A 22,203-nucleotide genomic window follows, 5' to 3' on the forward strand; every position below is an offset into this window, starting at 1 on the left:
ATGCCCCTCCCGCAGAGCCGCTAACTATGCGGGAGGGGCTTTGAGGCCCTCACAACCTCTCTGATGCGTGCGCATCTAACGCCCGCATCAGGCCCAAATAGATAACCGTAACTATTACGGTTTCCAACCTTTTAAGGAGATTTATCATGTCTAAAGTCCTGATCATCAATTCCGCCGCCACCGGTGACGGCTCGGTTTCCGCACAATTAACCGACGCGTTTAAGGCCAAATATGCCGCCGTTAATCCGCTGGCTACCTTTACCGAACATGATTTCGGCAAGGCCCCGCTGGCGCCGTTGTCGAGCCTAAATATCGCCGGTTTTGCCGGAACCGCCGGTGAAAATCCTGCCGAGATCGAACTGTCGCAGACCTCGGATGCTCTGATTGCTGAACTCGAAGCCGCTGACCTTCTGGTTATCGGATCGCCAATGTATAATTTCGGTATTTCGGCCTTACTCAAGACGTGGTTTGATTATGTCCTGCGTGCCGGTCGCACATTCCGCTACACTGCGGCCGGCCCGGAAGGTCTGCTGAAAGGCAAGAAGGCAATTATCGTTCTGGCCCGTGGCGGTCTCTATTCCGAAGGCCCGCTAGCGGCAATCGATTTTCAGGAAGGTCACATCAAGACTATGCTCGGCTTTATCGGCATCACTGATGTGACCGTGGTGCGTGCTGAGAAAATCGCCTTTGGGCCGGAGTTCAAGGCCGAAGCGATTGAAGCGGCGACCGCTGAGTTGCTGAAACTGGCGGCTTAAATTCAATAATATAGCCCTCCCTCAGTCGAGTGGAGGGCTTTCACACAGGGAAGTCTGATATGGGCCTTTTGGTTGACGGTAAGTGGCAGGATCAGTGGTATGACACCAAAGCCTCAAACGGGCGCTTTATTCGTACCGAGGCTCAGTATCGTAACTGGGTAACGGCTAACGGTGCGCCCGGCCCATCGGGTGAGGGCGGATTTACAGCCGAGGCCGGACGCTATCACCTCTATGTCAGTCTGGCCTGCCCCTGGGCGCACCGCACCCTGATTGTGCGCCACCTCAAAGGACTGGAGGATCTGATTTCGGTCAGTGTGGTTCACTGGATTATGCGCGAAGACGGCTGGACGTTTGCTGAGGGCCCCGGCGTTGTGCCCGATCCGCTGGGGGCTAAGTTCATGCATGAGGTCTATACGCGCGATAACCCGACCTACAGCGGGCGGGTGACCGTGCCGGTGCTGTGGGACAAACATCAAAACCGCATCGTCAGTAATGAAAGCTCCGAAATCATCCGCATGTTTAATGAGGCGTTTGATGGCTTGAGCGCAAAACCGGGGAACTATTATCCGGAAAATCTGCGCGCTGAGATCGATGCGGTCAATGCTCGCGTTTATGACACCGTCAATAACGGGGTCTATAAGGCGGGTTTTGCGACCACGCAGGACGCCTATGAAGATGCGGTGGTGCCGCTGTTTGACAGTCTGGATTGGCTGGAAGATCGGTTGTCGCGTGCGCGTTATCTGGTCGGCAATATTCTGACCGAGGCCGATATCCGCCTGTTCACGACCCTGATTCGGTTTGATCCGGTCTATGTCGGGCATTTCAAGTGCAATCTGCGCCGGATTGCCGATTCCCCTCATCTGTCGGCCTATGTGCGCGATATTTTCCAGACGGCTGATATCGCCGCGACCGTCAATTTTGAGCACATCAAGGGCCACTATTACCAAAGCCACCTGAACATCAATCCGACCGGCATCGTACCAAATGGCCCCATTCTGGACATGTATGCGCCTCACAATCGCTCAACTGTCGGCTCATAAAGATCAGGCCCATTTCATGGGTTTCCTCCCTGCAACTATTATCCGCTTCGGCTGCGCATGGCCGGGGCGGTTTTTTTTAGAGCGGAATGACTTATGGAAAAATTCCGCTCAAGCCGCCACTGAGGCGGCGGCCAAGGTGGCGTAGCCACCGCCCGGCAAGGGGCTAAAAATAAAAAAGAAAAGCCCGCATCATGTGCGGGCTTTGAAGTTTTCTGAGGAAGTCACAAATCTAAAAAAACAGATCTATTTCTCTGAGCCGACCTTGGTGACCTTGGGCAGCTTGCCGTCTTCGAGGCGGCCTTCATTACGCAGACGGCGGCCATCATTAGCCATTTTCTCATTATCCAGAGCTTCGCCCAGTTCTTCTTCGGCGGCACCGGCGGTTTCCTTAATCTTACCTTTGATAGACATGGTTTAAGTCTCCTATGAGGGATGAAATGTCAGCGGCTCCGGTTACGTCACCGCAGAAGACAGATCATAGCAACATGGGCATAAGTATGAGGCAGGCGCTTAGGGGCGCATGTGTAAAATTTCAGACAGGCGGGCTCGCCCTTATGGCTTTTTTACATGGCGGACTCACACGCCATATGGTATCCTTAACTGGCGCTGAATAACCTGCTATCATCACGTTCACGGGTTTCAGGAACGGGCGAAAGGCAGACCCCTTAAGGGTTCACCCCGACCCCAGCCCCCCTTGCCCCGAACTCTTAAGCCATAAGGTTTCCCGACCTTACGGTTTGCTGTATAGCCGGTTCTTACGGCCCGTGAACGTGTAACCCTTTCTTTTCCCTCAACATCTTCAGGAGGCACAACCCATGTTGTCCGCAGCCACCAAAACCGCCGCCGGTGTCACCAAAGGTCTGGCCGAAAATGATGTGAAGACGTCGGCCCGCGAGGCTCTGCACAAGGTTGAGCGCGAAGCCAAGAGCGTTATGGACGATGTCTCGCACTATGCTTCGGATGCCGGCCAAAAGGTGCGTCATATTTATGATCAGGCGGTCGACGAAGTCAGCCACGTCTCCCACAATGTCGAATCCGAGATTAAAACCAATCCGGTGCGCTCCAGCATGGTCGCTCTGGGTGTTGGCTTTATCCTGGGCGCGCTTTTGACCCGCCGCTAATAGCCGAAACCTATTTTTTGTAAAACCGGTGATGGCGCTTATTTTTTAAGTGACATTGCCGGTTTTTTTTATTTCGGTTTTTTGGGGGACTAAAGCATGGCTTGGAATCTGGCTGGATTATCGTTACTGGCGCCGGTGGTGGCACCTCTGGCCGGTAAGCTGATTGATGTTTTTGGCGTCAGCCGCCGCTTGAAAACCGCCTCTCCGTTTGTTGAAAAGCTGCTGGCGTCGCTGACCGGATTGATCATGATCGGCATATTTTTGATGCTGATTGCGGGCGTGGCCTTTTGCGGCCTGATTGCGGGGCTTTATATCTGGATTGCGCCCAGTAACGGGCCGTTAGCGGCGACGCTTGTGGCTGCGATCGTGGTGGCTGCGGTGGTGGGCCTTAGCCTCTATGCCGCCCGCAAGCTGTGGCGCAATGTGCGCCAGAATATTGATCTGATCGCCAATGATGGCCGCGCGGATCGCCATAGTGAGCGTGCGGGCGATGACCATAAACCCGAAGGCGTCATCCATGCCTTTACTGAGGGCTTTAAGGCTGGCCGCAAGCTGTAGGGTGGACTGTAACGCCATAAGCACAGTTAAACTTATATTAACCAAACTTATGGGTTCCTTATTTTTTGCGAGGGCGCGCCTATTGTTACATTACGTTCTGATTAAGTACTGTCGTTTTTCGGGGTCTACGGCATCGGGTAATCAACCCATACATCAATCGGAGCTAATATGAAGCGCTTGGCCATTATGTTATTCGTAGTCTCACTGCCCGTTCTGGCAGCTTGCAATACGGTTCAGGGCGTCGGCAAGGATGTCGAAGCCACCGGCGAAGTCATTCAGGACGCCGGTAAGCAATAGTTCAATCGACGACGGCGGGTGTGGCTTTGGCTACACCCGTTTAAACTGGTTCTAACTTATGAAACTGCCTTGTTATGAAACTGCCCTGGGCGATCGCGCGAAAACACTATTACATAGCGGTGTTCTGCCTGATATCTCTGGCGTTCGTCACGTTCAGCTTTGTGCTCTATAAGCAGTACAACAAGGTTCAGACCCACAACGACTTTTCGCTGTATCAATCTCAGGTCATCGACCAGAGCCGCCTTATTGTCATTGATCTGGTCGATATGGAAACCAGTGTGCGCGGCTTTATGGTGACCGGCGATGAGGCCTTTCTGGATCCCTATTTCACGGCCTATGCGCGGTTGCAAAGCTGGATCGTCAATCTTCGTAATACGACCTATCCCGAAGTGGCCGCCCGCGAAGAGGTCAATAGCTGGCTTAAGGTCATTGATAATTATCAAAAGCTGCTGGCCGATCAGATTACCGACGTGCGCACCCGGGGCGCCGGATCGCCGTCAAGTGCGGCGCTCAACGCCCAAAAAGCCCAGATGGACGAACTGCGTCAGATGCTGGATCAAAGCATTGCAAGGCGTGGAGTTACATTACGTCTGCAATCCAAGGCCGCTCAGTCGCAGAAGAACAATTTTCTGACGGTGATCGTGCTCGGCAATGTGCTGATGATCGGTATCCTGCTGGTCGGGACCGTGACCATCATCAATCTGGAGGTCGCCAATCAGCGTTTTGAAGATGCCCACAGGCGTTCAGAAGAGCGCTTCAAAACCGTGCTGAACGGCATCAATGACGGCGTCTTTGAATATAATTTTATCAATGATTCCATGTATATGTCGCCGGAATATAAGTCGATGCTCGGCTATGATGAGGCGGACATCAAGGACGATTTCAAAGCCACCATAGACCTGATTCACCCTGACGATAAGGATGCGGCCCTGGCCACGCTTAAGGCCTTCCGCGAAGGGCCATCGGCGCTCTATACCAATGTCTTTCGTATGCACCATAAGGACGGCACCTGGCGCTGGATCATGTCGCGCGCGGTGGCCCAGCGCGGAGACGATGGCCGGATGCGCTCCATGGTCGGCGCTCATACCGATATTACCGACCAGAAAAACCGTGAGGAGGAACTGCGTCAGCTTCATGCCGACATGGAAACCTTCACCTATATTACCTCCCACGATCTGCGCTCGCCGCTGGTCAATCTTAAGGGATTCTCGCGCGAACTGGACATGGCGATCGCTGAGGTTTCGGACACGCTGACGCCCTATAAGGACAGCATCAAACCCGAAGACTGGTCAAAGATCGATCTCAACCTGCACCGCGATATCCCCGAAGCCCTGACCTTTATCGGCAAGGGGGTTGAGCGCATGGATACCTTAACCACCGCAATTCTCGACCTGTCGCGGATCGGGCGTTATGTCCATCGCTATGAGAGGGTCGATTCCCGCGCCATTATCGATAAGTGCATCGGCGCGCAAAGCTTTGAAATCCAGAACAAGGGCGCCGAGGTCATCGTCCATGATCTGCCGGAACTGGTGACCGACGCTCTGGCTCTGGAGCAGGTGTTCTCCAACCTGCTTGATAATGCCGTCAAATATCTCACCGTCGAGCGCAAGGGACGGATTGAAATCGGCAGCCAGCAAACGGCTCGCGATTTTGTCTTTTACATCCGCGACAATGGCCGCGGGATCGATGCGGCGGACTCGGGTAAGATTTTCGAGATATTCCGCCGCGCCCGCAATACCTCCGATGTGCGGGGTTTGGGCATCGGCATGAGCTTTGTCAAAACCACCCTACGCAAGATGGATGGCGCCATCTGGTTTGAATCCGCCGTTGGCGTGGGCACGACCTTTTTTGTGCGCCTGCCGCGTCGCAACGGGGTCAATGATGTGCCCGATGAGGCAAATACCGTCCTGGCCTCTGCCGCTCAGGCCCTGCCGGTCCGAAAGGCGCAACAGGCATGATCAAGTTGTTCAACGAACCTTTCAAGCTGGTGATGATCGAAGACGATGAAGGCCATGCCCGCCTGATCATCAAGAATCTTGAGCGCGCTGGCGTGGCCAATCAGATTGTCCATGTCCCGAACGGGGCGGCGGCGCTTGATTATTTCTTTAACGACAAGCGCCGTCCGGATCAGCACGATAAGACAGTGATCCTGCTCGATCTCAACTTACCGGAAATCGATGGGTTTGAGATTCTGCGCCGCCTCAAGGCCGATGAGCACACGAAAAACATTCCGGTCATCGTCTTAACCACGACTGATAACCCTAAAGACATAGACGAATGTTACGCTCTGGGCTGCAATGTCTATATGACCAAGCCTGTGGGTTATGAAGCCTTTGCGGATGCGATCCGTAAGCTGGGGCTCATGCTCAATGTCGTTAAGGTTCCCCATAATCAGGGATGAAAGAATGAAACCAGTGTCCGCGACGATATCGGCTGATGGCCGCCGCCCGAACCGATCGGCGGTGCCGGCGACGCTTGAGCATGTTTTGTATGTTGAAGATGATGCCGCTCTGGCGCGTCTGCTGCAAAAGCGTATGGCCCGCAACGGCCTGATCGTGGAGACGGTCGAAACCGCCGAAGAGGCTTTGGCGCTGATTCAAAAGACCGATTACGACCTGCTGCTGATCGATTATAATCTGCCGGGGATGAGCGGGCTTGAGCTGCTGTCGCACATTACTGACCTCGACCCGGTGCCGCCCGCCGTGATCCTGACGGCCGGGGGGGATGAGCGCATCGCCTTGCAGGCGCTGGAAAACGGTGCGGCTGACTATGCGGTTAAGGACGTCAACCAGACCTATCTCGACCTGTTGCCCGCGATCATGCTGGCGGCCTACACCAAGGAACGTCTGCTGCGTGAAAACGCGCACCAGCAGGAGGAGCTAAAGGCCGCCAAGGAGAAGGCCGAAGCCGCCTCCGAGGCCAAGAGCCGGTTTTTGGCGACCATGAGCCATGAAATCCGCACACCGATGAACGTGGTCAATGGCCTTGCGACCTTGCTGGCCAAATCGCCGCTCAACGGTGATCAGCAAAAAATGGTCGATACCCTGCGCACCAATGCCGATTTGCTGCTGAAACTGATCAATGACCTTCTGGATATCAGCCGGATCGAAGATGGCCGCATTGACCTTGAAACCATCGCCTTTGTGCCCGGTGAGATCCTCAACGATATCCGGGTGATGTTTGAGTCTGACATCGCGCGCAAAGGCTTAAAGCTAGTCATGACCGATCGCACGGAGGGCGCTGGCTTGCTAGGCGATCGCACCCGCCTGCAACAGATCATCATGAATCTGGTGTCCAATGCCCTGAAATTTACCGATCAGGGCGAAATCGAGGTCATCACCGATCTGCGCAGTGTCTACGGCGATCTGGCGGAACTTAGCATCAGCGTGCGCGACACCGGCATCGGTATCGAAGCCTCCAAGCTGCCGCTGATTTTCGATACCTTCACCCAGGCTGATGAAACCATTACCCGGCGCTTTGGCGGATCGGGCCTTGGTCTGTCGATTGCCAAGTCACTGATTGAGCTTATGGGCGGCACCATCACAGTCGATAGTCACGAAGGCCGCGGCTCGGTGTTTCATGTTAAGCTCAAGCTGAAACGCGCGGCACCCGCAGCGCCTGCGCGTCCGGTCGCCCCCGTGCCGGTCGCGCGCAGTGTCAATGCTGATACCATGCCAACCGTGCTGATCGTTGAAGACTATGCGCCCAACATCATGGTGGCGACCCTGATGCTGGAGGACATGGGCTTTAAGGCCGTGGCCGTGGAATCCGGTCTTGAGGCGCTGGATATGATCATGGCGGCTGATAAGCCCTATTACACCATTCTGATGGACGTGCAGATGCATGGCCTTGACGGGCTGGAGACGACCCGCCGTATTCGTGAGCTGGAAACTGAGCGAGGTTTGCCACCGCAGCGCATTATTGGCGTCACCGCCCATGCTCTGGCCGGAGACCGCGAGCGCTGTCTGGAGGCCGGGATGGACGACTATATTTCAAAGCCCATACTGCCCGATATATTGTCAAATAAGTTGGGTGTGGTCAGGGCCTGATCGCAACGTAACTCAGAGTTGCAATAGTTTGCAACATAAGTTTCACTATATGAAACCTATGTGCATCGGATTATGAGTGACAAACGGGTTTCAAGGTGTTGCTATTAACCATCCGGGGCGGGATGGTATTAGGCTAAACCACATTTCAGCCATATCTTTTTCAGTCTTATCCCCTTTTAGGCAGGCTATCTCCCCCGTCCTGTCCCGGATACCCTCACGCCTCTGAGGCGGCGGCGCGCACGATCTGGCGCTTACCCAGCCACAGGATGAGCAGGCAATCGTGCGCTGCGCAAAAGACTTATGCGCCGAACAATAACGCCGTTGTCCCGCGAACCATATCCTGAAGCATTTCGCGGCTGGCGCCGGCGCGGGCGCGCACCCCCAGATTGGCGGTCAGGCCAATAATCATCTGCGACAGGGCCTTCGGGTCCTGATCCTGACGGATGAACCCCATATCGCGGGCCTGAGCGAAAAAGGTCTCAAAGCGGGTGTCAAACTGATCAATGGTGTTTTGCAGCATCTCAAGGATGCTCTCGTGCTGCGGCGCTTCGTTCAGCGCCGTACACATGAACGCACAGCCCAGCGGATGCTCGGCCTCTCCAGTATAGGTATCGATCATGATGTCAAAATAGCGCCGGATAATTGATCGCACCGTATCATTTTGCCCGCTACAGGTCAGCACGGCATCAAGCTGGCTGTCCGTGCGGGCGCGGTAGCGCTGCATGGCCTTGAGATAGAGCGATTCCTTATCGCCAAACCCGGCATAGAGGCTGGGGCGATTGACGCCGGTCGCTTCGACCAGATCATCCAGCGACGTGGCGGCAAAGCCCTTTTGCCAGAAAACCTTGAGCGCCTTATCCAGAACTTCACCCGGATCATAGGCGCGCGGACGGCCACGGGCACGGCTGACGCGGGCATAGGCACAGGCGGCATCGTCAACGGCTTTTCCAGCACATTCCGCCGTTTCCGGCAGTTCCAGTTCCGCTTCAACCTCAATTCCATCGGACTTAATCCCATCAGATTGGGGCGATGCCTTGGACCAGACGTCGGCACGATAGTGAACCATGATACCCAATACTCCTAAACGCAGCCACATCTGTGCCGCGCGTGACGCCCCTTATCTTATTATTGCCCGCCAGTGTTTCAAGCCACTGCCGACATTGCCCCAAGTGTAACCGCATCAAGTGTTAATTGCCAATGCGTAAATGCCGCACCGGGATTTTGAGCGGCGACCCACCCGTTATGAACTAATTTTATGCGAATTAGTACAAAATTATTTACAAAACGCGGTTCCGGGTCTATTAATTTGCGAACCAGTACATAAATAGATCACGTTCGCGGTTATTCAAGAGCTAAAATGACCCTTTCCCGCGCTGACGGCGGGCCTTACGTGATCGCGTACCTTAAAAATTTTACCCCTTTCTCCCCGAAGGACACTCACATGCGCACTTTCTCTTTTTCCCAGTTCTATAAGGAACGACGCAAGACCCTTGTGGTTGCCGGTGCGTCGCTTCTGGTGCTCGGCGCCGCCACCAGCGGCCTGATCATCGCGTCATCCTCAACCGCCGCCGCCGACAAAACCGCTACTGCCGCCGCACCGGCCATTCCGGTTGGCGTCGCCATCACGACCGAGAGCAATGTCACGGCCTGGGAAGAGTTCTCCGGCCGATTAGAAGCCGTTGAACGCGTCGAAATCCGCCCGCGCGTTGCTGGGCAAATCAAGTCGGTGCACTTCCGCGAAGGCGCTTTGGTGCGTCATGGCGATCTTTTGTTCACCATCGATCCCGCCCCCTACGCCGCCGAATACGCCCGCGCCAAGGCGCAAGTTGCCGCCGCCTCCGCCCGTCTGAACCTGACCCGCTCGGAGGAAGCCCGCGCCCAACGCCTGCTGGCGGATAATGCTATTTCCCGCAGTGAGGCCGAAAGCCGCCAGAATGACCTTCAGGAAGCTGAGGCCAACCTCGCCGCCGCTTCGGCCCAGTTACAGTCGGCCAGCCTGAACCTTAGCTACACTCAGGTACGCGCGCCGGTCTCCGGCCGGGTCGGGCGTATTGATGTCACGCAAGGCAACCTTGTAGCGGCTGGCCCTTCGTCGTCTGTGCTGACGTCGCTGGTGTCGGTATCGCCGATCTATGCCAGCTTTGACGCCAACGAAGAGGTCATCACCCGCACCCTGTCAGAGCTTAAGGGCGCCGGTGGTAGCATTGCGTTTGAACGGGTGCCGGTAACGCTGGAGGTCGGCGGCGGTGAGCCGGTGACCGGCAAGCTGCAACTGATCGACAACCAGTTCGATGCCTCAAGCGGTACGGTCAGGGCCAGAGCGGTCTTTTCCAACGCCGATGGCAAGCTGATCCCCGGCCAGTTCGTGCGCGTGCGCATGGGCGAAGCCTCAACCCGGCCCGCCGTGCTGATCCACGAACTGTCAGTTGGCACCGATCAGTCCAAGCGCTTCGTGTGGGTCGTCGGCAAGGATAACGCCGTCGAATACCGCGAAGTCACGCTGGGGGCCACGGTTGATGGTCTGAAGATCGTCACCTCTGGCCTGAAAGCCGGAGAACGGATCGTGGTCACCGGCCTGCAAGCCATCCGCCCCGGTGCGGTCGTGGCCCCGCAGATCGTCGCCATGACTGACGTCGGCAAGCCCAAGGCCTAACACAAGAACTCCCCCTCCTGGAGGGGGAGTTCTAAGAAATCAAATTATTCAAATTCTCGCCCAACCAAAGGGGCAACGCTATGAATCTGTCCAAATTCTTCATCGACAGGCCCATTTTCGCCGGGGTCTTGTCGCTTCTGATCCTGGTGGCGGGGCTGTTATCGCTTCGCACCCTGCCGGTATCGGAATATCCCGAAGTCGTGCCGCCGCAGGTCGTCGTGCGCGCCGTCTATCCGGGCGCCAGCCCGAACGTGATAGCTGAAACCGTGGCCACGCCCATCGAAGAAGCCGTCAACGGCGTTGAGAACATGCTCTATATGTCCTCCACCGCCACCTCTGATGGTGCCATGACCCTGACCGTGACCTTCAAGCTCGGCACCGATGCCGACCTTGCCCAGCAGATGGTGCAAAACCGCGTCTCTCAGGCCGAAGCCCGCCTGCCGGCTGATGTGCGCGCCCTTGGTGTGACGACGCAAAAGAGCCAGTCATCCCTGCCGCTGGTGGTGCATCTTTATTCGCCCAATGACCGCTATGATGTGAATTACTTGCGCAACTACGCTCTGATCCACATCAAGGACCGTCTGCAATCGATTAAGGGCGTTGCCCCCGTGCAGATGTTTGGCGGCGGCGAATACTCAATGCGTATCTGGCTTGACCCGCAAAAGGTTGCCGAACGCGGACTGTCCGCCTCTGATGTCGCGCAAGCCATCCGGTCGGAAAACGTGCAGGCCGCAGCGGGCACCATCGGGTCTTCGCCCGGCGTGCCCGATATCACCCTGCAAATGTCGGTCAATGCCCAAGGCCGCCTCAAGACCGAAGAGGATTTCCGCGAAATCATCGTCAAATCCGAAAATGGTGCCGTCACCCGTCTGGGCGACATTGCCCGTATCGAACTAGGGGCCGCCGATTACGCCCTGCGCTCACTGCTGAATAACAAAGCCGCCGTCGGTATCCCGATCAATGAAATGGCCGGGGCCAACTCGTTGCAATTGTCACGCGATATCCGCGCCACCATGGACGAACTGAAAAAGTCCATGCCCGAAGGCGTCGATTACCGCATCGCCTATGATACGTCCGAATATGTGCAGGAATCGATCGATTCCGTCATCCACACCCTGATTGAAGCCATCATTCTGGTGGTGATCGTGGTCATCATCTTCCTGCAAACCTGGCGCGCGTCGATCATCCCGCTGCTGGCCGTGCCGGTCTCGGTCATCGGTACGTTCGCCGTCATGCACCTGTTCGGGTTCAGCATTAACGCGCTGACCCTGTTTGGTCTGGTGCTGGCGATCGGGATCGTGGTCGATGACGCCATCGTCGTCGTCGAAAACGTCGAACGAAATATCGAAGCCGGGAAAACCCCGCGTGAAGCCACCTATCAGGCCATGCGCGAAGTCTCCGGCCCTATCATCGCCATCGCTCTGGTGCTGGTGGCCGTGTTTGTGCCGCTGGCCTTCATCACCGGCCTGTCGGGTCAGTTCTATCGTCAGTTCTCACTGACCATTGCGATTTCGACCGTGATTTCGGCGGTTAACTCCCTGACCCTGTCGCCCGCTCTGGCGGCTCTGCTGCTCAAAGGCCATGATGCCCCAAAGGACGGCCTGACCCGTTTCATGGACAAATGGCTGGGCGGGTTCTTTAATGGCTTCAATAAGCTGTTTAAGGCCGGCTCAAATAACTATGCCAAGGGCTTAGGCGGCATCATTCCGCGCAAAGCCCTGATGATGGGCCTTTATCTGGCTCTAGTCGGCCTGACCATGGTCATGTTTAAGACCGTGCCTAACGGCTTTATTCCGGCGCAGGACAAGGCCTATCTGGTCGGCATGGTGCAACTGCCCGAAGGGGCCACGCTGGATCGCACCGAAGCTGTCGCCCGCGAACTGAGCGCCATTGCCATGAAGCAGGAAGGGGTTGCCGATACGCTGGCCTTCCCCGGCCTGTCGATCAACGGCTTTACCCTGGCGTCCAATCAGGCGGTGGTATTCATGCCGCTGAAATCCTTCCATGACCGCCACACCAAGGAAACCAGCGCCGGAGCCATTGCCGGAGCGTTGAACCAAAAGTTCCAGTCGATTGCTGGCGGCTATGTGGTCGTCTTCCCGCCCCCGCCTATTCTGGGGCTTGGCACCACCGGCGGCTTTAAGATGCAGCTTCAGGACCGCGGCGCGTTAGGTTCCGACGTGCTCGATAAGGCCGCCAAGGACTTTGTCGCCAAGGCCTATCAGACCCCTGAACTGGCCGGTGTATTCACCAACTATCAGGTCAATGTGCCGCAAATCTATGCCGACATCGACCGCACCAAGGCCCGTCAGTTGGGCGTCAATGTCAATGACGTGCTGGAGACCATGCAGATCTATCTGGGGTCATTATACGTCAACGACTTCAACCGTTTTGGCCGCACCTATTCCGTCCGTCTGCAAGCCGACGCGCCTTACCGTGCCCGCGCCGAAGACATCGGTAAGCTACAGGTGCGCTCCAACACGGGTGAGATGATCCCGCTGTCGGCCCTGATGAAGATCGACCCATCGTTCGGGCCGGTGACCGCCAGCCGCTATAACGGCTATCTGACGGCGGATATCAACGGCGGCCCAGCCCCCGGCTTCTCGTCCGGTCAGGCTGAGGCTGCGGCCATGAAGATCGCCGCCGAGGTCTTACCCCCCGGCATCGAGTATGAATGGACCGACCTGACCTATCAGCAGATTCTGGCCGGGGACTCATCGACCATCATCTTTGCTCTGGTCATCCTGCTGGTCTTTTTGGTGCTGGCCGCTCAATACGAAAGCCTTATCCTGCCGCTATCGATCATCCTGATCGTGCCGATGGGCTTGCTGGCAGCCATGTTCGGGGTTTGGGTATCCGGAGGTGACAATAACATCTTCACCCAGATCGGCCTGTTCGTCCTGATCGGGCTATCGGCTAAGAACGCCATTCTGATCGTAGAATTTGCCCGCGAACTGGAACTGGCGGGACGAAAACCGCTCGACGCCGCCATTGAGGCCTCGCGCCTCAGATTGCGGCCGATCCTGATGACGTCGATTGCCTTTATCATGGGCGTGCTGCCGCTGGTCACCTCTACCGGTGCCGGTTCGGAAATGCGCCACGCGATGGGGGTTGCGGTGTTCTCAGGCATGATCGGGGCGACCATCTTTGGCCTGTTCCTGACGCCGGTTTTCTACGTCACCTTACGCGCCCTCAGCGGCAACCGTCCGCTTAAGGCCCACACCCCGCACACCGACGATGCCGGTCACCCGGTCATCGAAGGTACGCCGGTATCATTATCGGCAAACACAGAGGGAAATCCTCATGCTTAAATCTATCACCACCCTATCGCTGGCCACCCTGCTCCTCGCAGGGTGCGCCACCGAACCCCTAAACTCAGCCGCCCTGACCGCGCCACCGCCCGCCTTTAAGGGCGAAGCGGCCCCGGCAACGGCGGCCACCCCTGCCCTGGCCATGGGTCAGTGGTGGAAGGTGTTTGCCGATCCGACCTTAGATGGCCTGATCGAGCGGTCACTGGCCCGCAACACCGACATCCGCATCGCTGCTGCTCGATTGGAGCAATCAAAAGCTCTGGTCAAATCGGCCCGTTCCAGCCTGTTCCCGCAGGTGGGGATTAGTGCCGGTTCCACCCGTGCCTCCGACGTGGGCCAGGACCCCAAAGCCTCGACCCTGCATAGTGCTGGCATCGACCTGTCTTACGAAGTCGATATCACCGGCAAGCTATTCAGTGCCGCCAAGGCGGCCCGTCTGGATGCGCAGGCGTCCGAAGCTCTGCTGGCCGACACGCGGCTTCTGATTGCGGGCACCGTGGCGGAAACCTACTTTGCCCTGCGCGCCCTTGATGAAGAACGGGCCATTGTGCGCGATACGCTCACCGCCTACCGCACCACCTTAGACGTTACCCAAAGACGTTTTGAGGCCGGTGATGTCGCCGAACTGGATGTGGCGCGCCTTCAGACCGAAGTGTCGTCCAGTGAGTCCGAGCTTCTGGCCCTTGATCGTCAGCGCGCCCAGATCGAAAACGCGCTGGCCGTGCTGACGGGTGAGGTGGCGACGACCTTTGATGTGGAATCCCAAAGCTGGGCGTCTCAGCCGTGGGCCGGTCATGTGCCGGTCGTGCCTGCCGGTATCCCGTCCGACGTGCTGAAACGCCGTCCGGACGTTCAGGCGGCGGAACTTTCGATGCAGGCCGCCCAACGCCGCGTCGGTATCGCCAAGGCCGCGTGGTTCCCATCGCTGACGCTCACGGCCTCTGGCGGTTATGCGTCGTCGGATCTGGGTGATCTGTTCGAAGATGCCGGCCGCAACTGGTCCCTGACCGGGCTGCTGGCTCAGGCCATCTTTGACGGTGGCCGCCGTAATGCCGGTATTGCACTGGCCAAGGGTGATCTTGAGATTGCTTTTGCCGGCTACCAGCAGCAGGTTCTGGTCGCCTTTGCCGATGTTGAGGATCAACTGGCCGCCCGCCAGACCCTTGAGGCACAGGCCCGCACCCAGACCGAGGCATTGAACGCCGCCACCCGTGCGCTCAACCTGTCGCAATCGCGGTATCGTAACGGCTATGTGTCGCAGCTTGATCTGCTCGATGCCCAGCGGTCGGAACTACGTACACGGCGACAAGCCTTGCAGGTCAAAGCGGCCCAGTACCAGTCCAGTGTGCGCCTGATCCGCGCCTTGGGCGGCGACTGGAACACGATCTGACTCGTTAATTTTAGCTGAAATATCAAGCCCCTTTCGCCTCCTGCCCTAAGGAAAGCGTAAGGGGCTTTTTTTATGTGGCTCTGATTTTCCGCTCTCGACTCACGCACTGATGCCTTGCGAGGCTTAAGCCTATAGTCGGCTTAACGACCCCGCAGCCACAAGGAGAGCCTGCCGTGCTTGATGTTCAAAAAACAGAGACGCTCGATACCGCATCCGACCATGAGGTTATGGGATCGATTGTGCCGCAAGCCTCGCAACCAACTGTGGACGCGGTCGCAGCACCCACTACGGATTACGCCACCTCGCTTGATGCCGCCCAGTGTCTGGCCAAGGACATTCGCCGCCTGATGGACGGCGTGGAAAACACCGCCCTTAAAGGTGACGTGAAATCGCGCATCGAGAACCTTAACCGCTGGGCCAAGACCTATTGTGAAGGGCTTAATGCCGCCCGCAAAATCGGCAACCGCGGCCTGAGCGGTCTTTATGAGGCGCAAAAAGAAATATCCCTGGCCCTCGAAGAATATCTGCGTCTCGATGACGAAGGCGGTCAGCCCTCGACCGATGATGACGCCCGCAAAACTGATGAGCTTAGACACGCCCTTAAGCGGATCAACAGGCTCATCCCTGCCATCGAAAATTCTTTTGGACAGCCCTCTGAGCTAAGCCCCGCAACCGGCATTGCCTCGGCCATTAAGCCGTCCTGAACCCACATAACAAAAAAGGAGACACCCATGACTGCCTATACTGCGACCCGTTATACACCCCCTGCGCATCCTGTGGTGCAGCCTTACGCCGGTGGATATGACGCGATTGAGGTTCGGCCTGAACCGCTGTTCGAAGACCTTTATGATGTCCATGACGACTTTAACGATATTGCGCTCTATGTGACGCGCGCGGAGGGTTATCGCGATGAATAAGAACCTTGTTATTGCCTCCCTCATTGGCCTGCTGGTCATCGTGGCCGCGGCCGTATTCATGAACATGCCCGATAATCGCACCGCCGGAGAGCGGGTCGGTGATGCGGTCGATACCCTGCCTCAAGGGGTGGATAAGGCCGCTGAACAGCTTGAGGATCGCACCCCGGCTGAGCGTCTGGGCGACAATATCAAGGAAGGCGCTGAGACCACCGAACAAAAGGCTGAGGATGCCACGGACGGCAATCCCGCAACGTAAAGAGTAAACATCATGAAACCCTTATTCCTTTGGCTATTAGGCATCCCGATCCCGGTTATTATTTTGCTGTTTGTCTTCGGCGTATTTTAACCCCAGCCATTCAGGTTTGCGATTGCGCTCAGTCCCCGTCCGCATCCGCAGCCTGATCCGAGAGGGAGCAAGTTCACCGCTTGCTCCCTCTTTTTCCGCTTAAATCTTATCGCGTGATCACCGTCTTTGTTTGACCTTGGTGGCGTTGTATTGGTAATGACATCCTATGAAAAGTGATCACACGCCCCCGTCGAAAGTCAGCGAAAATGGCACATCGACGAACCATGTCTCCGGTACGGCGTCACTGGACGGGCAGTCTCACGATGAAATCCGCGAGCACCTGCACCGGCAGATGTTGTCGGCGGTGTCTCATGACCTTAAGACACCCCTGTCCACAGTCATCGGATCGCTGGAAGTGATCAACCTGATGGGGGCGCGCCTGTCGGAAGATAAGCGCAAAACCCTGATCGGGTCAGCCCTGACCGAAGCTTACCGGCTGGATAACTTCATCACCAACATTCTCGATATGGCTAAGTTTGAAGCGGAGGCGGTCAGGCCCCGCCCGCAGCCGGTCGGCCTTCATCAGCTCGTGCAGGACGCCCTGACGCGGCTGGGTCCGCTCAAGGCCCGCGGACGGATCGAGGTCATTCGCGGCGCCGGTGATGATGGTTTTGTCAGCGATCCTATGCTGTCAGCGCGCGCCATTGGTCTGGTGATTGAAAATGCCTTAAAACACGGCGGCAGTCGTGGCCCGGACGGGGCCGAAGCGCCGGTCATCGAGATCAGCCTGGGCTTCGAAGACGGCCACCCGTGCGTACGCATCCGCGACCATGGCGCGGGCATCCCCACTGATAAGCAGACCCTGATCTTTGATAAATATACCCGCCTCAGCAAGGCCGACCAGCAAAACGCGGGCACAGGTCTGGGGCTTACCCTGTGCCGCCACATTATGACGCTGATGGGCGGGCAGGTGTCAGTCACCAACCATGAGGATGGCGGCGCCGTATTCAAGCTGTGCTGGCCGAAGTAAGGCTCCACAATTCACACCAAAAAAAAACCGGCCCTCCCAGGCCGGTTTTTGTCGCTTAAAATAGTGTAGCTTTATAGTGGCGGGTTGGCGTTGCGGCCGGTCACCATACGGTAGATCAAACCTACGACAAACAGCACCACAAAGATAACGGCGATGAATTTGGCGATGTCAGCAAACGTGCCGGCAAGACCCCCGAAGCCAAAGAACGCGGCCACGACCGCCAGAATAAAGAACGTGATAATCCAGTTGAGCATGGTATTCCTCCTTTAGCGCATCTTCCGCATAATCGGGACGAAAACGCGTAATTCAGTGTAAACGGCTTAACCTTAGCGCGTGCGGCGATGCCTCAATGTCCACATTAAATTTCCGCCGATAAAGAAACAAAACCTAGTTTCAATCTGAATATAAGTAAGCGATAAGACATGAAAAAACCCCTCGGCACAGGCCAAGGGGTTGTTAGACATAGGGGTGAAATTTCGCTTACATCACCAGATCCATGCGGTAGCCAATACCGGATTCTGAGACGATCGACTTACCCAGACCCGGTACGGTCTCAAGCTTTTCACGCACCTGACCGATGTAGACGCGCAGATATTGCGTATCATCAAGGTGGGCAGGCCCCCAGACTTCTTTCAGGATTTGCTTATGGGTCAGCATCCGCCCGCGATTGACCAGGAAGTAACGCAGCAGGTCATATTCCTTGGGCGTAAAGGCCACCCGCTCATCATTGATGAAGACTTCGTGGCGCACCAGATCCATGCGGATCGGGCCGTGCGAGATATCAGGCTCACCAACTTCCTTGACCGCCCACTTACGCAGGTTGGCATTGATGCGCGCCAGCAGCACTTCGGCTGAGAACGGCTTGGTGACATAGTCATCTGCGCCCATGTTCAGGGCCGGGGCGGCATCGAGATCTTCGGAACGGGCCGTCAAAACCACGATCGGCACATTCGACCACTCACGGATCTGGGTGATGACATCCTTACCGTCCATGTCCGGCAAACCCAGATCGAGCAGGATCAGGTCGGGGCGCACCGAAGCGCTCATCCGCAGGGCCTGCTTGCCGGTCTCACATTCACAGACTTTGAAATCCGCCACATCCAGAAAGATGTTGAGCATTTTGCGGATTTCTTCCTCATCATCCACGATAAGGATGGTGTTTTTCTTCTCTAACATGGACATGACCTGTCTTAGTGTGTTGTGAGGCTGCGGGACGAACTTACCGTTTCTGAACGGAGTTTACGACTGCGTTTATGTATTTAGAACTACGCACCCAAAAATAAAATTTAAATGCGTCCATAAGGGTTTACAAAGCGGTTTCCGCTAAAGGCCTTCGGCGTTGGTCAGCCGCCCAATGAAGATAATCACGGCAGGGTCGCCAGAATTGGGGATACTGCTAAATTCAGTATCAAATCTTTTAGAGCTCAGTTATCACCCGAACAGGTGGTAAGAACCATCCAAAAGCAAGGTTAAATTCCAGGTCAGTGGAGCAAGGTAAGGGCGGTAAGGCTGATTATCTAAGGACCCCCTTAATGCCCTATGCGAGAACCCTGTCATCCGTACATAAACTTTCCATCTTAGAGGGCGCTCTACACGCGGGTATGATCGAAATCCCGGTTGATGGTGGCGCATGGACGTTATCAAATGGCTTTCGCGAGTTGTTCGGCATAGCTTTGGGTGTAAGTGATATCATTAACAACATAATTGACGCCCTGCACCCGCAGGACAGGCAAACTTTTCGGGACGCTCTTGTTTTGATGCGCACGGGCATATCCCCCCACCCTTCGGTTTTCAGAGTCCTGAAATCTAACGGCCTGATACGTTCCATTTATATCGACTTCCGATCCCTAACCAATGAGATGGGGGTTACACAGAAGTTCGTAGGCGTCTTACGGGACGTGACTCAAGAGGCAGCCTTCCAGCGCATGAACCGCGAGATGGCTCAACGCATCGATACAATCATGCGATCGACTGGCGTCGATTGCGTCTTTCGCATCGATAGTCACGGCCATTTATTTGACTATGTGACGCGGGGCGCTTTGCAGCAACACCCGTCAGCACTTGGCAGCGCCTGGGAGGCAAATATTGCTGACGACGAAAGACGCGGTTCGGTTCAATCGATTAAGAAAGCGCTGTCCGGTGATCAGCCGTTTTCATTGCACATAGATATCTTATGCGTAGACGCAAAAGTTCGCCGATATAATTATAAAGCCTACCCTGAACGGGACTCAAAGGGCGTAATTATCGAGTGGAACGGCGCTTTGATTGAAGCGCCAGGTGGCCCCCTCAGCCACGCCTTACCGGGACTGGATATCCAAACGGGGGCAAAACTGGTGACCGGGGCCACCATTCGGGCCCTGTGTAGCCTGCTGGGCTGGACACACACCGATGTATCCCAACGCTCGAAAATATCCAGCACCACAATATCACGCATGACGACCACAACCGGTCGCCTTAGCGGGTACTTCAAGGATAAAAGTATAGAAGCCATTCTCACCGCTTTCAAAAACGGTGGCGTGCAATACAGCCTTACAAATGACGGCCAGCTCGCCATTTCTTACGCCAGCATAGACGCAGCGGCTTAAAAAGAAGGCCCTATTATCATTTTACCACAATCAATCACAGAATTTCAACCGATCGGTTAACCCGCATCTTACCCTAATCGTCAATCCTCCTACACAACATACAGATTAAATTATGTTTTTTGTACGCATGAGGGGTTAGACGGTTATGAAACTACAAGATCTGAATATCGCAACCAAACTGTTTTTACTGGTAGGCATGATGGCCGCCGTAACCGCGATTGTAGCCATGTTTGGTGTTTTGCGCATCGACACTTCAAACGACAGCCTGATCACTGTCAACGAGGTGAATACGGCCGCGACACAGGCGGCCCGGATGAGTGAGAACGCTATCGTTTTGAACCGGGCCGAGTATCGTGTCGTGGGGGACACCTCGGCTGTAAACATCGGCAGTTCAGATGAAGTCGTTCAACTGAACAAGCAACAGTTCGCCGAGCGTCTGGCGGCGGCCGAAGCCACGGCTGATGCCGAGGAAAAGGCGCAGTTAATTGAAATTAAGACCCATTACGCCCACTATCTGGACGCGCTAAACACCACTTTTCAAATGGCACGTCAGTTCGAAGGCCAGATTACTGCCGGTGAGAAACAGCAGGCTCTGATTAATCAGGTTCAGATCAGTCGCCAAAGAGCTGATGACCTGCAAGACAGTGTCAAGGCCTATGTCGATCATATCGATCAACGCGGAACCAATCTGGCCAATACCGCCAAGTCTCAGGGGACTCGGGCGATCCTGATCATGATTGCGGTGGCCGCAGCCGGCGTGGTTGCCGGCATGGCGATTGCTCTATTTTTCACCCGTGGTCAGTTAGTCAGGCCTATTGTCAGCCTGACGGCCGCCATGGAGGCTGTGGCACGCGGTGAGGACCATGTTAAGGTACCCGGTGCCGAGCGTAAGGATGAGATCGGGGCGATGTCGCGGGCCTTTGGCGACAATGCCAAACGTGTCGCCGATCTGGCTGAGCGTCAGCGCGAACAAGAAGCGATCGCCGCCCGGGAACGCAAGGCCGATACGCTAAAACTGGCGGATGATTTTGAAAAGTCAGTTGGCGGGATCGTGACCTTAGTCTCCGCGGCGGCCACCGAAATGCAGGCCGCGGCCACCCAGTTGACCGCCACGGCTGAAGAGACAGCCGCGCAATCGGTCGCCGTATCCGCCGCCGCCGAAGAAGCGGGTACAAACGTCACCTCGGTCGCCAGTGCGGCTGAAGAGCTGGGGGCTTCGGTTTCGGAAATTGGCCGCCAGGTAGAAGCATCGGCCAGAATTTCAAGTGAAGCCGTTAACGAGGCCACTCAGGCAGCGCAGGTGGTTTTAGATCTCAACGCCGTCGCCACCAGCATCGGCGACGTTATTGATGTGATTTCGGGTCTGGCCAGTCAGACCAATCTGCTGGCGCTCAACGCGACCATTGAATCTGCGCGCGCTGGGGATGCCGGTAAGGGCTTTGCGGTTGTCGCCTCAGAAGTCAAGCAACTGGCCGGTCAAACCGCTCTCGCGACTACCGATATCTCTGCAAAAGTCGCCCAGATACAGGCGTCAACGGGGCGCGCGGTCGCCGCTATCGAAGGTATATCTGGCACGATCCGTCAGCTTTGCGAAACCAGCGCGGCCATCGCCTCGGCAGTGGAGCAGCAAAACGCGGCCACCAGCGAAATCATTCAGGCCGTCAATCAGGCCTCCCTCGGGACCAGTGAGGTGACATCGAACATATCGGGCGTCTCACAAGCTGCCGAGCAAACCGGTGCCGCCGCTAGTCAGGTTTTGGGGTCTTCCAATGAACTGGCCGAACAAGCCGAGCGTCTGCACCTTGAGATGGACAGGTTCCTGGCGAATGTCAGGGCGTCTTAAAGGGGTTTAAGTAAAGTGGCGGGCATCAAAGCGGGCAGGATGAAAAGCTGTCAGCCTGCCCGTTGCTCAAAAATTGTAGCCGCTAGGGGCATAGCTCCCCAGTAACGCGCCCGCCAAGTTTAGCGAATAACATACCGTCTAGCGGGAAAATCCCATTTGCAGACACTAACCCGGCGTTTGTATGGATCATATTTTCTGGACATTGCCGTGAAAGACACTCGTCCGACGCTATAGGGTTCAAATTTAAGTGAAGCGTTTAATATGTTATTTCGCAAAATCAGTAAGCCGGTGACCTCGGTATAATAGAATTTTCTCTGAAATTATTGGCATTAAATCATCTTGATGATAGATTCAGTGAAATTTCACTG

Annotated in this window: 21 protein-coding genes; 17 read left to right on the forward strand and 4 right to left on the reverse strand. The window is 56.0% G+C overall.

Annotated elements, in window-relative coordinates; translation table 11 throughout:
- Positions 1-146: 146 nt before the first annotated feature.
- Together OVA03_RS10580 and OVA03_RS10585 are read left to right on the forward strand one after the other, a co-directional pair.
- Positions 147-755, forward strand: coding sequence for an FMN-dependent NADH-azoreductase (locus OVA03_RS10580; protein WP_267524376.1), 609 nt, complete (start codon positions 147-149; stop codon positions 753-755).
- 59 nt (positions 756-814) lie between these two features.
- Positions 815-1,795, forward strand: coding sequence for a glutathione S-transferase family protein (locus tag OVA03_RS10585; protein WP_267524378.1), 981 nt, complete (start codon positions 815-817; stop codon positions 1,793-1,795).
- Positions 1,796-2,038: 243 nt separating this feature from the next.
- On the opposite strand, the gene OVA03_RS10590 is transcribed toward OVA03_RS10585, so the two are convergent.
- On the reverse strand, positions 2,039-2,206 hold the full coding sequence (locus OVA03_RS10590) for a hypothetical protein (protein ID WP_189485057.1): 168 nt from the start codon (positions 2,204-2,206) through the stop codon (positions 2,039-2,041).
- 404 nt (positions 2,207-2,610) lie between these two features.
- On the opposite strand from OVA03_RS10590, the gene OVA03_RS10595 reads away from it, so the two are divergent.
- The 6 genes from OVA03_RS10595 (at position 2,611) to OVA03_RS10620 (ending at position 7,820) form a co-directional block, all read left to right on the forward strand.
- Entirely contained in the window at positions 2,611-2,916 is a 306-nt protein-coding gene (locus OVA03_RS10595) for a hypothetical protein (RefSeq protein ID WP_267524379.1), read from the forward strand.
- A 96-nt stretch (positions 2,917-3,012) separates the two neighbouring features.
- The gene (locus tag OVA03_RS10600; RefSeq protein ID WP_267524380.1) at positions 3,013-3,474 is read left to right on the forward strand and encodes a hypothetical protein; all 462 of its coding nucleotides are present in this window, start codon (positions 3,013-3,015) and stop codon (positions 3,472-3,474) included.
- A gap of 168 nt (positions 3,475-3,642) precedes the next feature.
- Positions 3,643-3,771, forward strand: a complete 129-nt coding sequence (locus OVA03_RS10605; RefSeq protein WP_267524381.1) for an entericidin A/B family lipoprotein — start codon at positions 3,643-3,645, stop codon at positions 3,769-3,771.
- A 74-nt stretch (positions 3,772-3,845) separates the two neighbouring features.
- Positions 3,846-5,729 carry an ATP-binding protein gene (locus OVA03_RS10610; RefSeq protein WP_267524382.1) on the forward strand — a complete coding sequence of 628 codons (1,884 nt, stop codon included), beginning with the start codon at positions 3,846-3,848 and terminating at the stop codon, positions 5,727-5,729.
- The gene (locus OVA03_RS10615; protein ID WP_189485062.1) at positions 5,726-6,172 is read left to right on the forward strand and encodes a response regulator; all 447 of its coding nucleotides are present in this window, start codon (positions 5,726-5,728) and stop codon (positions 6,170-6,172) included. The genes OVA03_RS10610 and OVA03_RS10615 overlap by 4 nt, the downstream gene beginning before the upstream one ends.
- Positions 6,173-6,176: 4 nt before the next feature.
- Entirely contained in the window at positions 6,177-7,820 is a 1,644-nt protein-coding gene (locus tag OVA03_RS10620; protein ID WP_267524385.1) for a hybrid sensor histidine kinase/response regulator, read from the forward strand.
- Positions 7,821-8,118: 298 nt separating this feature from the next.
- On the opposite strand, the gene OVA03_RS10625 is transcribed toward OVA03_RS10620, so the two are convergent.
- On the reverse strand, positions 8,119-8,886 hold the full coding sequence (locus OVA03_RS10625) for a TetR/AcrR family transcriptional regulator (protein WP_267524387.1): 768 nt from the start codon (positions 8,884-8,886) through the stop codon (positions 8,119-8,121).
- 375 nt (positions 8,887-9,261) lie between these two features.
- On the opposite strand from OVA03_RS10625, the gene OVA03_RS10630 reads away from it, so the two are divergent.
- The 7 genes from OVA03_RS10630 to OVA03_RS10660 all read left to right on the forward strand — a co-directional run bounded on the left by OVA03_RS10630 (position 9,262) and on the right by OVA03_RS10660 (position 17,407).
- Positions 9,262-10,473 (forward strand): efflux RND transporter periplasmic adaptor subunit, encoded by a 1,212-nt coding sequence (locus OVA03_RS10630; RefSeq protein WP_267524390.1) that lies wholly within the window; start codon positions 9,262-9,264, stop codon positions 10,471-10,473.
- An 80-nt stretch (positions 10,474-10,553) separates the two neighbouring features.
- On the forward strand, positions 10,554-13,784 hold the full coding sequence (locus OVA03_RS10635) for an efflux RND transporter permease subunit (protein ID WP_267524391.1): 3,231 nt from the start codon (positions 10,554-10,556) through the stop codon (positions 13,782-13,784).
- Complete coding sequence (locus OVA03_RS10640; RefSeq protein WP_267524393.1) at positions 13,777-15,174, forward strand: efflux transporter outer membrane subunit; 1,398 nt, start codon at positions 13,777-13,779, stop codon at positions 15,172-15,174. The genes OVA03_RS10635 and OVA03_RS10640 overlap by 8 nt, the downstream gene beginning before the upstream one ends.
- Before the next feature lie 173 nt (positions 15,175-15,347).
- The gene (locus tag OVA03_RS10645; RefSeq protein ID WP_267524395.1) at positions 15,348-15,878 is read left to right on the forward strand and encodes a hypothetical protein; all 531 of its coding nucleotides are present in this window, start codon (positions 15,348-15,350) and stop codon (positions 15,876-15,878) included.
- Positions 15,879-15,905: 27 nt separating this feature from the next.
- Positions 15,906-16,091 (forward strand): hypothetical protein, encoded by a 186-nt coding sequence (locus OVA03_RS10650; RefSeq protein WP_267524396.1) that lies wholly within the window; start codon positions 15,906-15,908, stop codon positions 16,089-16,091.
- Entirely contained in the window at positions 16,084-16,347 is a 264-nt protein-coding gene (locus OVA03_RS10655) for a hypothetical protein (RefSeq protein ID WP_267524398.1), read from the forward strand. Before OVA03_RS10650 ends, OVA03_RS10655 begins: the two co-directional genes overlap by 8 nt.
- A gap of 256 nt (positions 16,348-16,603) precedes the next feature.
- Positions 16,604-17,407, forward strand: a complete 804-nt coding sequence (locus OVA03_RS10660; RefSeq protein WP_267524400.1) for a sensor histidine kinase — start codon at positions 16,604-16,606, stop codon at positions 17,405-17,407.
- A 71-nt stretch (positions 17,408-17,478) separates the two neighbouring features.
- Here OVA03_RS10660 and OVA03_RS10665 read toward each other — a convergent pair whose 3' ends face one another.
- Complete coding sequence (locus OVA03_RS10665; protein ID WP_189485023.1) at positions 17,479-17,661, reverse strand: DUF1328 domain-containing protein; 183 nt, start codon at positions 17,659-17,661, stop codon at positions 17,479-17,481.
- A 226-nt stretch (positions 17,662-17,887) separates the two neighbouring features.
- The gene (locus OVA03_RS10670; RefSeq protein WP_267524403.1) at positions 17,888-18,589 is read right to left on the reverse strand and encodes a response regulator; all 702 of its coding nucleotides are present in this window, start codon (positions 18,587-18,589) and stop codon (positions 17,888-17,890) included.
- A gap of 419 nt (positions 18,590-19,008) precedes the next feature.
- Between OVA03_RS10670 and OVA03_RS10675 the strand changes: the two genes are divergently transcribed.
- Together OVA03_RS10675 and OVA03_RS10680 are read left to right on the forward strand one after the other, a co-directional pair.
- Complete coding sequence (locus tag OVA03_RS10675; protein ID WP_267524405.1) at positions 19,009-19,992, forward strand: PAS domain-containing protein; 984 nt, start codon at positions 19,009-19,011, stop codon at positions 19,990-19,992.
- A 145-nt stretch (positions 19,993-20,137) separates the two neighbouring features.
- On the forward strand, positions 20,138-21,835 hold the full coding sequence (locus tag OVA03_RS10680) for a methyl-accepting chemotaxis protein (RefSeq protein WP_267524407.1): 1,698 nt from the start codon (positions 20,138-20,140) through the stop codon (positions 21,833-21,835).
- The last annotated feature ends 368 nt before the right edge of the window (positions 21,836-22,203 follow it).

The sequence above is a fragment of the Asticcacaulis sp. SL142 genome (assembly GCF_026625745.1).
GTDB lineage: Bacteria > Pseudomonadota > Alphaproteobacteria > Caulobacterales > Caulobacteraceae > Asticcacaulis.